The sequence below is a fragment of the Chelativorans sp. J32 genome, assembly GCF_000518985.1.
In the GTDB taxonomy this organism is placed as follows: domain Bacteria; phylum Pseudomonadota; class Alphaproteobacteria; order Rhizobiales; family Rhizobiaceae; genus Chelativorans.
Genome location: NZ_JAEQ01000025.1, coordinates 1 through 14224 on the forward strand (window position 1 = coordinate 1; position 14224 = coordinate 14224).

At 61.9% G+C, this 14224-nt stretch carries 10 protein-coding genes and 1 pseudogene; 5 read left to right on the forward strand and 6 right to left on the reverse strand.

Features of this window, described 5'->3' with window-relative positions; all coding sequences use genetic code 11:
• Both CHEJ32_RS27495 and CHEJ32_RS25705 read left to right on the forward strand, forming a co-directional pair.
• Positions 1–507, forward strand: a pseudogene (locus CHEJ32_RS27495) (right-handed parallel beta-helix repeat-containing protein); the annotation flags it as partial.
• A 156-nt stretch (positions 508–663) separates the two neighbouring features.
• The gene (locus CHEJ32_RS25705; RefSeq protein ID WP_245261253.1) at positions 664–1158 is read left to right on the forward strand and encodes a hypothetical protein; all 495 of its coding nucleotides are present in this window, start codon (positions 664–666) and stop codon (positions 1156–1158) included.
• A 23-nt stretch (positions 1159–1181) separates the two neighbouring features.
• Here the strand turns inward: CHEJ32_RS25705 and CHEJ32_RS0121960 are convergent, their stop codons facing one another.
• From CHEJ32_RS0121960 to CHEJ32_RS0121980, 5 genes are all read right to left on the reverse strand, one after another.
• Positions 1182–1511, reverse strand: coding sequence for a hypothetical protein (locus CHEJ32_RS0121960; RefSeq protein WP_028035703.1), 330 nt, complete (start codon positions 1509–1511; stop codon positions 1182–1184).
• Between the two features lie 236 nt (positions 1512–1747).
• The gene (locus tag CHEJ32_RS0121965) at positions 1748–6361 is read right to left on the reverse strand and encodes a translocation/assembly module TamB domain-containing protein (protein WP_084032906.1); all 4614 of its coding nucleotides are present in this window, start codon (positions 6359–6361) and stop codon (positions 1748–1750) included.
• The gene (locus CHEJ32_RS0121970; protein ID WP_084032907.1) at positions 6361–8289 is read right to left on the reverse strand and encodes an autotransporter assembly complex family protein; all 1929 of its coding nucleotides are present in this window, start codon (positions 8287–8289) and stop codon (positions 6361–6363) included. Before CHEJ32_RS0121970 ends, CHEJ32_RS0121965 begins: the two co-directional genes overlap by 1 nt.
• Before the next feature lie 197 nt (positions 8290–8486).
• On the reverse strand, positions 8487–8993 hold the full coding sequence (locus tag CHEJ32_RS0121975) for a hypothetical protein (protein ID WP_028035706.1): 507 nt from the start codon (positions 8991–8993) through the stop codon (positions 8487–8489).
• Positions 8990–9241: a hypothetical protein gene (locus tag CHEJ32_RS0121980; protein WP_028035707.1), complete on the reverse strand. Its 252-nt coding sequence runs from the start codon at positions 9239–9241 to the stop codon at positions 8990–8992. The genes CHEJ32_RS0121975 and CHEJ32_RS0121980 overlap by 4 nt, the downstream gene beginning before the upstream one ends.
• A gap of 196 nt (positions 9242–9437) precedes the next feature.
• Between CHEJ32_RS0121980 and CHEJ32_RS0121985 the strand changes: the two genes are divergently transcribed.
• Positions 9438–10805, forward strand: a complete 1368-nt coding sequence (locus CHEJ32_RS0121985; RefSeq protein WP_245261255.1) for an acetyl-CoA C-acetyltransferase — start codon at positions 9438–9440, stop codon at positions 10803–10805.
• Complete coding sequence (locus CHEJ32_RS0121990) at positions 10805–12928, forward strand: 3-hydroxyacyl-CoA dehydrogenase NAD-binding domain-containing protein (protein WP_028035709.1); 2124 nt, start codon at positions 10805–10807, stop codon at positions 12926–12928. The genes CHEJ32_RS0121985 and CHEJ32_RS0121990 overlap by 1 nt, the downstream gene beginning before the upstream one ends.
• 58 nt (positions 12929–12986) lie before the next feature.
• Here CHEJ32_RS0121990 and CHEJ32_RS0121995 read toward each other — a convergent pair whose 3' ends face one another.
• Entirely contained in the window at positions 12987–13838 is an 852-nt protein-coding gene (locus CHEJ32_RS0121995; protein WP_028035710.1) for an SDR family oxidoreductase, read from the reverse strand.
• Between the two features lie 122 nt (positions 13839–13960).
• Here CHEJ32_RS0121995 and CHEJ32_RS0122000 point away from each other — a divergent pair, with 122 nt between their 5' ends.
• Positions 13961–14146 (forward strand): DUF3008 family protein, encoded by a 186-nt coding sequence (locus CHEJ32_RS0122000; RefSeq protein ID WP_028035711.1) that lies wholly within the window; start codon positions 13961–13963, stop codon positions 14144–14146.
• Positions 14147–14224: the final 78 nt, after the last annotated feature.

Genomic DNA, 14224 nt, shown 5'->3' on the forward strand with positions numbered 1-14224 from the left:
GGCGTGGTGGTCTGTCTCCTGGTGCGGGTGCAGAGCTCGGCCGTCACGCCACGGGGGGCGCGGCTGCGCTACCAACTGACCGCGACGACCACCCTCGGCATCACCCAGGCGATGCTCGCCCCGCTGGAGAACATCGACCGGGTGGTGGTGGCGGACGGTGCGGTGCAGGTGCTGAAGCGGGTGCGCAATGTGACGCTGAACGAAACCTCCTTCTCTACCACCAGCAGCAGCGCGCCCGGCAATATCCTGGAGTATCAGGTGATTTTCCAAAATCCGTCGGCCAGCCGGATCGACCAGGTGCGGGTGCTGGACATGACGCCGGAATACACCAGCCTTGCCCAGGCGATCTGGGTCGAGCAGCAACCTTCCGGCGTTGTCTGCCAGCCAGACCTGCCGGCCGGCGGCGGAACCGCGGGCTATCAGGGCGATCTCAGATGGCTGTGCACCGGCTCAATGATACCAGGCGCAAAAGGCGAAGTCCGGTTCAGGGTCAAAGTCCAGGAGTAGGACCAGAAATGATTGCTTATTTTACTTTCACAAATCCAGCGAGGTTACTTGCACAGGCTCTAGCCATCTTCGCAACTTCAGCACCGCTGGATGTTCGTGCAGGGTTGTCGTGCATCGTTCCGCAAATTGGGCCTGTAGCAAAAAACGGGAGATACAATGAGATACTGGATCAAAGCCGCATTGTTCGCTGCGGGCCTAGCCTTTTCGGCTGGCATGGCATTCGCACAGGACGCAGCACCGAGCGAGGGGCCGTTAGCAGCGAAGCTGACGGTTGAGCGTGTCGTGTTCGATGAGGAGAGCAAGAAAGAGACGCTGGTTGCCGCCGAAACGGCGGCCCCGGGCGACCTGCTCCAATATAAGGGCACCTATACCAATATTTCCGAAGTGCCGCTTGCCGGCCTCGTCGTGAAGGGACCCATTCCGAGCAACACCGTCTTCAGCGAGGGCGGGCTCTCTGTTTCGGCCAAGGCTACTCTGGAAGTGTTGATAGAGGGGAACCATGGCAGACCTTGCCGGCATATAAGACGGTCAAACAGCCGGATGGAAAGGAGGAGCGGGTTGTGGCCAGCCCGTCGGACTATAAGGAACTTCGCTGGAAGATCTGGGAGGCACTGGAGCCCAAGGAAACCCTGGTCACGATCTATCGGGTGAAAGTAGAACAATAAACCCGCGGCTCAGTGGCCGTGCCGTATCGGGTCCTGGCGCGAAAGACCAGTCAACACGCCCCGTGGACCTTCGGCAGGGAAGGCGCCGCTGTCATCTTCCACCACGCGATAAAGACGCTGGTCGCGAAATGCGCTGGCAAAGCTCGTCGACACGCCGTCGCCGGGCTTGGCTCCGACATCGAGGAAATCCAGTTCGGCTTCCGCCGCCACGATTCGCGCATCGGCTTCCGAGCGAGCACGCACCACCACCTCACCCGCGGGTTCGGCAAGATCCCAATTGGGGTCCGTTTCTGCCGCATCCGGTACGAGCCTATAGATCTTGAGTGTCTCTGCTGGCATTCAAGGGTCCTCCAATGCATGCCGGCCCAACACATGACCGGGGCGGCGGTTCCTTAGAGCCGAGATTCGCCGGTTCAAATAATTTTAAGAATTATGGGAACCTTCCTGCGGGCTGCGCATTTGGAGTGTGACGGCACGCACTCCCCCCGCCCCCCAACCCCACAATTGCGTGTCGTTTGCCGGCGCTAGAACGCCGGCATTTTTTTATCCGCAATTTTGATTTGCCGCTCTGCGGCTCAATAATCTCGTTCATAGAAGATGCCGAGATCGGAATCTCCGTTGGATCCCACACCGCCGCGCACCCGTAAATTGTCGGTAAGGTCGAGATTGATGGTGCCGCGCGTCGTACCTCCTGCGCCCGCTTCCACGCCCAGATACACATTTTCCTGGATATAGCGCCCTGCGCGCACCGCAGCATTGCCCTCATCCGTGGTGACGATATCGAGCTCGTCGAGACCGGTTGCGCTCCGCAACGAACCCAACAGGGAGGTATCCGATCCCCCTGCAAGCTCTGCAGCCGCCGCCGCAAGCTGGGCGAGTTGAAGGGGCGAAAGCTGATCAACGCCACGATTGAAAAGGAGCCTTGCCAAAACCTCGTCCTGTGGCAGCTCCGGCTGTGAGGAGAATACGACTTCGGGGTCTGACACGCGGCCGCGCACCGTGATGAAGACGGTGATGTCGGACCCTTCCGACCGCGCTACGAAATCGAGGAATGGGTCGAGATCGCCCACAAGACTTACAGTAGCCTCGTCAAAGGTGATGCGCTGCGCAAGGATTGAAAGCCGGCCGCGGATCAGCCGAAAGCCGCCCACCGGCTGAACGGATGTCACCGGGCCGGTGATCTGGACCGAGCCACCCAGTTCTGCGTCAAGCCCGCGCCCTCGCACGAAGATGCGGGCAGGGGCGTTGATGTTGACATCAAGACGCATGACGCTGGGACGCGCGCTTGGCATGGGCGTTCCGTCATCTGCGCGGGCGCGCTCCAGCGTTTCCTCCACCGCCGGCGAAGGGTTGATATGCCGTACGTTCAAAGATGCTGCGCTACCGCCGAAACTGTCAGGGACGAGGATTTCTGCGCGGCTGATCTCGATGTTTCCGGAAAGCAGTGGATCACGGGTGATCGGGCCCGTCAGACGCAGTTGGCCGCTGACGGTTGCCGTTACCAGTTCCCCGTCGGCATAACGAGCCTCATTCAGCCGCATTGCCAGATCGGCTGGAAACCCAGCTGAAGCGTTGGTCGATACGGTGCCCGACAGGGAGACAGTGCCGCCTTCGGCCACGGCGGCCGAGCCCGAGCGGATGGTAACCGTTTCGCCGGATAAAGCTGCTTCAACGCTGATGCCCGTCAGACGCAGGTTTGAGCCGGGATCGACGACGGAAGCTCCGCTTGTCGAAAGAGTTCCCGAAATCGCGGGTACGGCAAGGCTGCCGCCGATCTGCAGATCGGCAAGCGCGGTTCCGGCAAGCTGGGTACCCCGATCCGCAAGCAGCCGGTTCGCCAGCGAAAGCGGTGCGCTGCCGCGCAAATTAAGGGCAAGACCGCCACCCATGAGAGGGATGCGGCCGCTCGCCGAGATCGAAAGACCAGCTGGCCCTGACGCGCTTAGCGTACGAAGATCGACGCTATTTCCCGCAAAACTCCCCAATGCGGAGACATTGAGCGGTGCTGCTCCGACCGAGCTGAGCGTGCGAGCGGTGAGACCGGTTGCCTCGGCGTTAAATGTCGCGGCCGGATTCTGGAGAGTTCCGGTCACCCGCGCAGAACCGGTCAGGCTACCGCCGAGATCCTGGCCGGGAATGCGGGTATTGAGGAGCGAAAGCGGAAAAGATCTCAGGTTTATGTCAACCGCCATCTGCCCTTGAGAGAAAGGCACTGCGCCCGTCACTGTCGCATTAAGGCCGTTGGGGCTTGTCATCCGCGCATTCAGGTTCAGGGTTTCGCCCTGTGTTGCACCGTTCGCCTCCACCGCAAGTGAGTTGATCCCTGCTTGTCTCAGGGCGGCAGCGGTGATGTTCCGGCCGGTCAGGTTGAAATTCGCTTGCGGGAATTCGCGCGTCCCGGAAATGGCCGCCTCTCCGTCAATCGTCCCGCCGAGAGCCAAGTCCGGCCGGATCGTGTTTGCGATCGACAGAGGCACGCGAGTGAGGCCGAGTGCGACGTTGAGAGTCTGGCCAACTTCGCCCTGAGCGATCACTTCTCCGCCGGCAACGTCAAGTCGCATCGGGTCGAACGAGACGGTATCTCCACGGACCGAAATCCGCGCGGCTTGCAGGAGGCGTGCAGAAACGGCTGCCTGAGTGAGCTCCGCCTGATCCAATGTCAGGAGGTATCCTCCCGCCTGGGGCGCAAGCGTGCCACGCGCGGAGATGTCGGTGCCGTTGGCAAGCGCCGCCTGACCGGAAAAATTGGTTGCGTCACCGCTGGTCTGAGCATTCGCCGTTAGTGTTGCGACCTGGATGCCGGCAAGCTTCAGTCCTCCTGCCTGCAGGTTCCCTTCTACCGCGGGCACGCCGAAGAGATCGTCGATCGTTGCTTGAGCTTCGCCGCTTTCGAGCGAGAGCTGGGGCAGCGAGAGACGCGTCGCTGACGCGTTTACACTCGCGTGCTGGCCGTTCTCTCGTGGTTGGAAGGAGAGTTGGGCGTTTACCGCACCCTGAGCTTCGACCAGGAACAGGGCGGCGGCGGTTGAGATATCGGTGGCACCGAGTGTGAGTGCGCCGGTGAAAAGACCCTCGCGATTTTGCGCGATATCGCCCGACAGCTGCGCTCCTCTCGTTGAGAACTCGATGTCGGTCAAGCGCCGTTCGCCTGATGCCACCGAGAGGTCTGCCCGCAGATTGGCGGGGGTACCTTCCAGCGCGGCTTGTCCGACAATTTGCCCCGTAAGCGCCTCGGCCCGAAGCCTGCCATCAAAGCTGATGCGCGCATTTTCGAGTGCTTTGTCCAGGAGCCTGCCAGTGGGAACCTGGGCGGCAAAGGTTAGGCTGAAATCTCCGTTGCCTCCGAGCGCACGGCCGGTGGCGGTCAACCTGCCTTGCGCGCGATCGGTGATGACGGCGAGATCTTCGAGCGTCGTGTCGAAACGGAAATCTGCAGCTTGGCTGGAGAAAGTGCCGTCAGCGGTGAGCTGCATTTGCTCACTCGCTATACGGAATCCCTCGGCTGAAAAGCCCTCGGTTGTTCGCGCGACACGTCCCGTAAGCCGCGTCTGACCCGTCAGAAGAGGATCGAGCGCCTCGATCCCCAGTCGAAGTTCGTCCGCGGTGCCGTCAAGCCTCAGGTCGAATGCGCCGCTGATCGGGCGAACTTCTCCATTGGCGGTGAGGTCCACGCCGCCGCTCAGCTCTCTGCTTGCAAGCGCAGAGAAAGGCGCGATGCTGGAAGCGCGCAGGCCGATGTCGCCACGGAACGCGAATTCGAGCATGGTGCCGGATAATGTCGCCGCAAGACCGTTGCCGAGCAGTTCGGCATTATCGATTGCGAGCGGTTCTCCGGCTTGCCACTCGCCTCCTGCACTGAAACGAATCTCTCTTCCCAACGCTTCCGCGATATCGGCCCGCTCGGCAGTGATGCCGGTAACCGCGCCCCGGGCGTCATAGGTGATGTGGCGCTCGTTCGGCGTGGAGAGATTAGAGGCGGTACCGTTCAGGGTAATTGTCGCGCTGCCCGCCGCGAAAGTGCCCGTCTGCAGGTTCTGAACATCGAAAGACGCGTTCCAGTCCTCGCCTCCGGCCGCCCCGAACCGAGCTGCAAGCCTGGCGGTGCGGACGGAAGTCTCGCCGCCGCTTACTGGCAGGAGCACCTGATTGCCTGCCGCATCCGCGATATTCGCGTCGAGCGACAGCGAGGTCAGGAATCCATCGCCTGCGGTTTCCGCATTCGCTTCGAGCGTGAGTGCCGCGCTTGAGAGATCGAGGCGATCAAGCCGCAATCCGCCGCCGTTCTTTGCCACGCCCGCCGCTTCGAGGCTGGTTTCCGCGCCGAAAAAGCTACGAAAGCGCGTCGGGATCAGCCTTGCGATGGGGCCGCCCAAATCCACGGTAAAGCCGAGACCTTCCTGTTGCTGGCGGAAGCTGGCCGTTCCAGAAAGCGCAGGCTCCCCGGCCGCAGCGAGGGTCATCGAGAGGTCGAGATCGTTGATCGGGCCCGAGCCGGCCAAGGTCAGGGCGAGAGGCGGGCGACCTTCGATATTGAGAAGATTGGCCACGACACCGTTTTGCGGTTCTGAGAGGGCAAAATCCAGGTCGAACCGCTCCGCTGGCTTGTCATAGACCGCCTGCAGCGACAATTGCCCTCCGGGGCCGTCGAGACGCGTTATATCGAGCGCGGTATCCAAGGATCCGCCTTCCAGCCGCAAGCGCCCTTCGATGGAGAGATTCGACTGGAGCCCGAAGATGTCTTGCCCGAACGAAACCGACGGCACTTCCAGCCGGCCGAGATTGATGGCGATGGGCAACTCAGGAATGGCAAAGGCGCGCGCTTCAGGTGAGGGCAGGGCGTTCTCGTCCGGCAGAGGAGGGCGCAACACCTCAATCGAATCCGCGGTGAGGCGCGAGATTTCGAGCCTTTGCCGCAGGAGAAGCGTCGAGCGGCTCCAGTCGATCGTGGCATTCGTGATCCGCAGCCATATGCCCTGCCGGTCCGCCACCGTGATTTCGCCAATGGTCGCCTCGGATGAGAGCACGCCTTGGATGCCGTTGATACGGATTTGCCGGTTGGGCGTGGAAAGGCGGTTCTCGACGAATGACAGGAAGAACGAGCGCTCTTCCTCGGGCGTCTCCTGCGGAGCGTCCTGTGCAAGCGCCGGAAAAATGGTCAAGGCCAGAAGAAGGGCGATGAGAAAGCGCATCAGAAGGCCTGTCCTATGCCGACATAGAAGGCAACGTTCGGATCGTCCTCACGCGGGTCGAGCGGCACCGCCACGTCGAGGCGGATCGGTCCGAAGCCTGTAAGATAGCGCAAGCCGCCGCCTACGCCGATCCTGAGATCCTCGGAAAAATCAGGAATGGCGCTTTCGCCCACATAGCCCGCATCCACGAATCCGACGAGGCCGATCGACTGCGTCACACGGAAGCGCAGTTCCGCCGAAGCCTCGATCAGAGACCGGCCACCGGTGGTTCCCGCAGCCGTCTCCACGCCGATGCTGCGATAGGCATAGCCGCGTACCGAGCCGCCTCCACCGGCGAGGAACAGCCGGTCAGGCGGTGTTTCCTCGATGGGCGGATCGACCAGCGCGCCAAGTTTCAGACGGCCGGCGGCGACAAAGCGACTGTCCTCGTCAAAACTGTAATAAGCCCGGCCCTCCGCGGTCATGCGCGCGGCGGCATTGCCGTAATTGAATTCGTAGAAGGGCTGCAGTGTGAGTTCGGCAAAGATGCCTTCAGTTGCATCGGCGGCGTTGTTGCGGGAATCATAGGCGATGCCGCCCAGGAAGCCCGCGGTGACGAAATCACGCTCGCCAAGATCGTCCTCGAAGGTGGCATAGCCGACATTGGCTAACAGCCTGCCGGTAATCTGGTCCGTGAACCGGTGGGTAAAACCGGCCTCAGCCGTCACGCCGGTTCGCGTGTAGATATCCAGCACCTCGCGATCGCCGAAGATCGAAGCAACGAAATCCGTGTTCGGCGTGTAGATGCCGGGTTTGGTAAAGGTGGCGCCCACGCGATAGGTGAACTTCGTGGGATCGATGGTTTCCCCGATCCCCGCCACCTTGCCTTCGATGCGAAGCCGCTCCGCCCGCCCGAAAAGGTTCCGGTGCAGCCAGAAGGCCTCCAATCCGAGCCCGTCTACGGTGGAATAGGAACCGCCGACACCGAAGCGGCGCGGCAGCCGTTCCTGGACGATGATCTGTATAGGCAGGCTCCCCTCCGGGCCGATGGTTTCAGCCTCCTGAACGCGGGCCGAGCGGAAAACGTCGAGTCTCGAGATATTGTCCCGCGCCTGCTTCAGATCGTCGGGATCGTATTCCATGCCTGGCACCAGGCCGGTCTGGCGTGCGACGAAGTCCGCGTCCATCCGTTCCGTGCCGGTGACTGTGATCGGCCCGAAGACGGCATATCGTCCTGGATCCACGGTCAGTTCTGCATCTATGGTGCTGTTTGTGTGAGCGGCGACGATACGCTGCTCGATGACTTCCGCTTTGGCATAGCCCTGCTGGCGCCAGGCTTCCGTGGCAAGCTGCGCCGCCTGGATGATGACGCCGCTGCGCGCAGGCTCGCCGACGCGGAATCCCTGATCCGCCGGATCCTCCACACGGTCCCGCCGGTGCATCGCAGGTGGTGCTTCATTAATGATCCGCGCTTCGGCGAAATTGAACAAGGGACCGGGATCGATTGCAATGCGTACGCTGGCAGGACTTGCCAATTCCGTGTCAGGCAAAAGATTGGCTGCCTCGCGCCCGTCGATCGTGATCGAGATCGTACCGCCGTAACGCGCCTCGGAATAGAGCGCGTTCAACAGGCGTCGGTAGTCCCCACGTGCTTTCGCGATGAGGCCTGCTGCCCCCGAGGCAGGCTCCTCCCGGTCGCTCCAGAGTTGGGAAGCTCGCTGCAGCAAGCGTTCCATATCGGCATCGTCGCCCTGGACTGCGAAATCCACGGTGTAAGGTTGCGGTGTGCCAATAACCTCTTCTTCAGGCTTGTCGCGCTCGAAAAGGCGCAACCCGAAAATCTCCAGCGCAAGGGCTGGAGCAGGCGCCGCCAAAGCAGCGGCGCAGATGAATACCGCAGCTTTCAGGCGCAATGAGATTTGCCGGAAATCGGCATCGCGGTTAACCAATGTCCCTCCCGGCTGCGCAAAAAACGCCGCGCTTGCCAGCTCTTCAAAATGTCCCCGCCTGCCGCACCACCATATGCTGCAGCGGCACACGCTAGCGGCAAATGGCAATGCGGCAAGCACTATCCCAAGAAGGGGCTGCCCATCAAGCAGGTAACGCCAAGTCGCGACGTGCTTTTTTCGGGTTCGTGGCTATCCGGTCACTGTTGGTTAGGACAGCGTGCAAGTGAGGTTGTGCTCTGCGGGCCTTCCGGTGAGGCGGTAATCGTCAGGGTATCTTCACCGGTCTTGCGAAGGGTGAACGTACGCTCGCGACGGTCGCCCCCAATGGTGCAGTTGGCAAAAATCTTGGCCGTATCGTCCATGGTTTCCACGTCACGGATGCTGCAGGTCGCGTCTTCTGACCGGACGATCGTATCGGTAAGATATATGCCTTGACCGTTGCTCTCCTGGTTACACGCGGCCTCGTCGCTCGCCCAAGCACCCGGAATCTGGACGAACGCCTCCAGCTCGGAACGAAAATCCTTCCGGTCTTCCGTCGGCTGGCCACCAACCCTGTCGGGATTCACGATGACTGGTGACTTATCGGCATCAATGTCATCGGCGGTTCCGCGTGTATTGTTCGGGCCGGTTTGCTCCTGGGCGGGCGAGGGTGCCGCGGCGAGACATGCGACAAGGAAAACCGCCGGAGGCAGCCAGTGCTTCATTTGTCTCTCCTGTTGCCTTTGCCGAGATCGGCGCGTGCGCGTTCTTCCTTGTCCATCTTGGTGAAGCTTTCCATCACCTCGTCGGGGTCGGTACGAGCGTCGGGCCCGGCATGGCGCTGATTGCGGACATTCAGCTGATCGTCACCCTGCAGACTGTTTCTGCCCATCTCGTCATTTGCCAGATCGGTCTGGCCGAGTTTCGTCGAGTCGTTTGGCTTGCGCCCCTGGTTGGCCTTAGCTGCCGGCATGTCACTCTCCATCGCTTGGATAACCTGCCGAACCGGGAGAACGCCAAGTGGTTTCCTCGCATCGCGGATTTCCTTGCGGAACGGAGCCCGCGCCGCAGCGTTTGCGCTGACGGCTTATTGGCGGACCGTGGGCAAAGCCGACAAAGGCCTCTATTCTCTCCGGTACCCAAGGGTTTGAACGAATCAAGGGGTGAACATGTCAGAGCCAGCCAATACGACGACCGACACCGTCCCCAGCCCCGGCGTTGGTGCAGGGCTGAGCGTGCGGCGCTCCGAATCCGGAAAGAGACCCGTCTATCTGGGCGATGGCGCGCGCACGCCTTTTCTGAGAGCGAGGGGAAAACCCGGCCCGTTCACGCCGGTTGATTTGGCGGTGCAGTGTGGGCGACCGCTCCTTGACCGGCTGCCTTTCGCGCCGGAAGAATTCGACCTCGTCATTCTCGGCTGCGTGAATGTCCTTGCGGATGAGATGAACCCCGCGCGTGTGGCAGCACTCCGCCTCGGCATGGGTGAGGCGATGCGCGCCTTTACGGTGCAAATCAACTGCGGTTCGGGCATGCAGTCGATCGACACGGGCTTTCGCCTGATCGAAGGCGGCGAGGCCGACCTGATCCTCGCCGGTGGGGCGGAAGCGCTCTCGCACGCCCCGCTCGTGCTTTCCAGAAAGGCCGCCGGCTGGTTCGCCCGGTTTGCCATGGCGAAGACGGCGTGGGACAGGGCGGCCGCCATTGGCGCCTTCCGGCCGGACATGGCCAAGCCCATAATCGGGCTCGAGCGAGGGCTAACGGATCCTGTCACCGACCTCAGCATGGGGCAGACAGCCGAGATCATCGGCCACGCCTTCGGGGTGACGCGGGAGGCGGCGGACGCCTATGCCCTGGAAAGCCATCAACGGCTTGCGCGCGCCCAGGCGGAGGGCTTTCTAAAAGGCGAGGTCGTCGCCTCCGTCGCGCGTGACGGCACGCTCTACGACCATGACGACGGTGTGCGGCCCGACACCTCCATGGAAAAGCTCGCCAAGCTCAAACCGGCCTTCGAGCGGCCGCATGGCCGGGTGACACCCGGCAACTCCTCCCAGATCACCGATGGCGCAAGTTGGGTTGTGATCGCTTCGGAAGAGGCGGTCGCGAAATATGGGCTGACGCCGCTTGCGCGCATCGTAGACAGCGAATGGGCTGCACTAGATCCTTCGGTGATGGGACTGGGTCCGACGATCTGTTCGACCGAACTTATGAAGCGACGCGGGCTCCTTCGCGAGGATATCGATCTCTGGGAGATCAACGAGGCCTTTGCGGCGCAAATCCTGGCATGCCTTGCCGCGTGGGAGGATGATGAATATTGCCGCGAGATACTGGGCTTGGAGCGGCCCTTTGGCACGGTGGACCGCGACCGGCTCAATGTCGATGGCGGTGCCATCAGCCTCGGCCATCCGGTCGGCTCCAGCGGAAACCGGATCGTGCTTCATCTTGCGAACGCCATGCGCAGGCTGGGCCTCAAGCGCGGCATCGCCACCGAATGCATCGGCGGCGGACAGGGTGGCGCCATGCTTCTGGAGGTGGTGTGATGCCTATCTCGCACAAGGTTTGGCAATTGTTGGAGCATCGCAACAATTATCTGGGCCCGGAAGGAGAGCCGACGCGTGTGCTTGCCAATTGGCGCTACACGAAGGACGAGGATGGCGTTGTCTGGCTCGTTCTTGACCGGGCTGGTGAAAGCACGAACACGCTCTCCGAAGCGGTACTGGCGGAACTCCAGATCGTGTTGGAGGACCTGCGAACGCTGAACGCGCGGGCACTTGTGATCCGCTCGGGGAAGAAGGGTGGCTTCGCGGCCGGCGCGGACATCCGAGACTTCCGCGGCATCCGGGACGCGGGGGAAGTAGAAAGGCACATTCAGCGCGCGCACGACATCATCGACCGGCTGGCGGCGCTCGCGATGCCCACGGTCGCCGTCGTCCACGGCCACTGTTTGGGCGGAGGGCTCGAACTGGCGCTCGCTTGCAGGTACCGCATTGCGGTCACTGGTGCGAGCTTCGGCTTTCCGGAGATCCTTCTCGGGCTTCATCCCGGTCTGGGTGGCACATTCCGGCTCACCTCGCTCATAGACCCGGTCGAGGCTATGACAATGGTGCTCACGGGCCGCACCGTACATACGAAAAAGGCGAGGGCGATCGGGCTCGTCGACGAGGTCGTCGAGGAGAGGCATGTCCGTCAGGCGATAACCGCGGCGATCGCCGGAGAAATCAGGCGTTCATCCGGCGGATGGAAGGCGAGCATCTTTGGCGTTGGGCCCGCGCGCCGCATGGCGGCCGCCCGCATGCGGGCGGAAGCCGAGAAGAATGCGCCGAAACAACACTACCCCGCGCCGTACCGCCTTATCGATCTGTGGGAGGAGCATGGCGGAGACCCCAGAGCCATGCAGCGGGCGGAGATCCGCTCCTTCTCCGAACTCCTGGTCGGCGAGACGGCACAGCATCTCATCCGCGTCTTCTTCCTGCGCGAAGGATTGAAGTCGCTCGCCAAAGGAGAGAGCGGCATTTCTCGCGTTCATGTCATCGGCGCGGGCACGATGGGTGGCGATATCGCTGCCTGGTGTGCAGCGCGGGGCCTGCGGGTGACGTTGACGGACCTCGATCCCAGGGCCATAGCCCGCGCCGTCGGTCGTGCCTCCGCCTTCTTCGACAAGCGGCTTCATTCCAGTCTCGAGCGCCGCGACGCGCTAGACCGCCTGTTACCCGATTTCGATGGAGGCGGTCTCGCCAAGGCTGATCTCGTCATCGAAGCGGTAGCGGAGAAGGCGGAGGTAAAGCGCAGGGTCTATGAGGCGATCGCGCCTGGTATGAAGCCCAGTGCGATCCTGGCGACGAACACCTCATCGATCCCGCTGGAAGTGTTGCGCGAGGGACTGCCTTTCCCAGACCGTTTCCTGGGGCTCCACTTCTTCAATCCGGTCACGCGGATGGAACTGGTGGAGATCGTGGCTCATGACGGGGCAAGCGAGGAGACGCTTGCGCGGGGGCGTGCTTTCTGCGGCGATATCTCCCGCTTGCCGGCGCCGGTGAAGAGCGCGCCCGGATTTCTTGTCAACCGTGCCCTCACGCCTTATCTGGTCGAAGCCTTTATCATGTTCGACGAGGGCCTCCCGAAGGAGGCGATCGACCGCGCGGCCCGTAACTTCGGCATGCCCATGGGGCCGCTCGAACTGGCGGACCGCGTGGGTCTCGATATCTGCCTGGAGGTCGCGCGCATGCTCAAGGAGCGTTCGTCCGACCCCATGCCCGAAATCCCCTTATGGCTCGTCCACAAGGTCGAGGCGGGCGAGACCGGCCGCAAGGCGGGCAGGGGCTTTTATGTCTATGATGAAAAGGGCGTGCCGCGGAAGGAGGAGACGAAGGTGGCGGACGATCCGCAGATCCCCCGGGCCGACGCCGAAACGGCAGACCGGCTAATCCTGCCTATGCTGAACACGCTTGTGCGCTGTCTGCGCGAAGGCATTGTCGCCGATGAGGAAATTGTTGATGGCGCCATGATCTTCGGCACGGGCTTCGCGCCGTTCCGAGGCGGACCTCTTCTCTACGCCCGCGAACGCGGAGCGAGCGACATCATCGCCAAGCTGCGCCGTCTCGAAGAGAAGCATGGCGAACGGTTCGCGCCTGACGAGGGCTGGCAATCCATCATGACAAGGTAACCTTCGCCCCTCTGGCCTGGCCAACGGGGGCGAAGGAATGCTTCGTGAAGCACGTACTCTATCCACCCACCAGCGTTCCGCCGTTGGGGTGCAGCGTCTGGCCGGTGATGTAGGAAGAATCCTCGCAAGCGAGGAACAGCATGCAGGGCGCCACTTCGTTCGGTTGGCCGGGCCGGCCAAGCGGCACGTTCTTGCCAAATTTTGCGACATTCTCGGCAGGGAAAGAGGCCGGAATCAGCGGCGTCCAGATCGGGCCTGGTGCGACGGCATTCACACGGATGCCTTTCGAGGCGAGATTGCCTGAGAGCGCACGCACGAAGGCGAGGATGGCACCTTTGGTTGACGCATAATCCATCAACACATCCTGTCCCTTAAAGGCAGTCACAGATGTCGTGCAGATGATGGACGAGCCTTGTTGCATATGCGGCAAGGCAGCCCGCGTCACCCGGAACATGCCGAAAATGTTGGTCTTGTAGGTCCGCTCCAGTTGCTCATCCGAAATGTCGGTCAGCTCTTCCTGATAGTGCTGCTCGGCGGCATTGTTGACGAGAACATCGATTTTTCCGAAACGGTCGATCACGGCCTGGACGAAGCGCTCCGCCGTGTCGGTCTCTCCCACATCGCCGGCCATGGAGAACACTTCCGCCCCTTCGGCCTGAACGAGCTGTTCGGTTTCCTCGGCGTCCTTCTTCTCGTCCTTGTAGAGGAATGCGACCTTCGCTCCCTCACGTGCGAAGAGAATGGCGGTGGCACGGCCGATGCCGGAATCGCCGCCTGTGATGACCGCCACCTTTCCTTTCAGTCGGTCCGAGCCGCGGTAGCGGGGAGTGAAATCCGGACGCGGATCCATCTCGTGCTCTTTGCCCGGCTGGTGTTCTTGCTCCTGCTTCGGAAGTGTCTGCTCGCTCATTGCCTTGCCTCGTGTCCAGGGTTTCTCAGAAGAACACGATGCGCAGTCTTCCTGTTCCCGTTCCGTCCGGAACTTTCCTTTGCCTTGAGGGATTTTTCGTCCATCAAGCAAGGAGGCGAGTGATGCCTGCAAAATCCAAGGCACAGCAGAAAGCAGCCGGTGCCGCGCTATCGGCCAAGCGGGGTGAGACACCGAAATCCAAGCTCAAGGGCGCTTCACGCGGAATGGAGGAATCCATGAGCGAGAAGCAGCTTGAGGAGCTTGCCCACACCAAGCGAAAGAACCTGCCGAACAAGAAAAAGGACTGACGAGCGGTTCTTGTAAAAGCGCCTGCGGTTTCGTTCAGGCATGGATCCTGCGGATTAAGCGGAGGCACCCACGCCCGA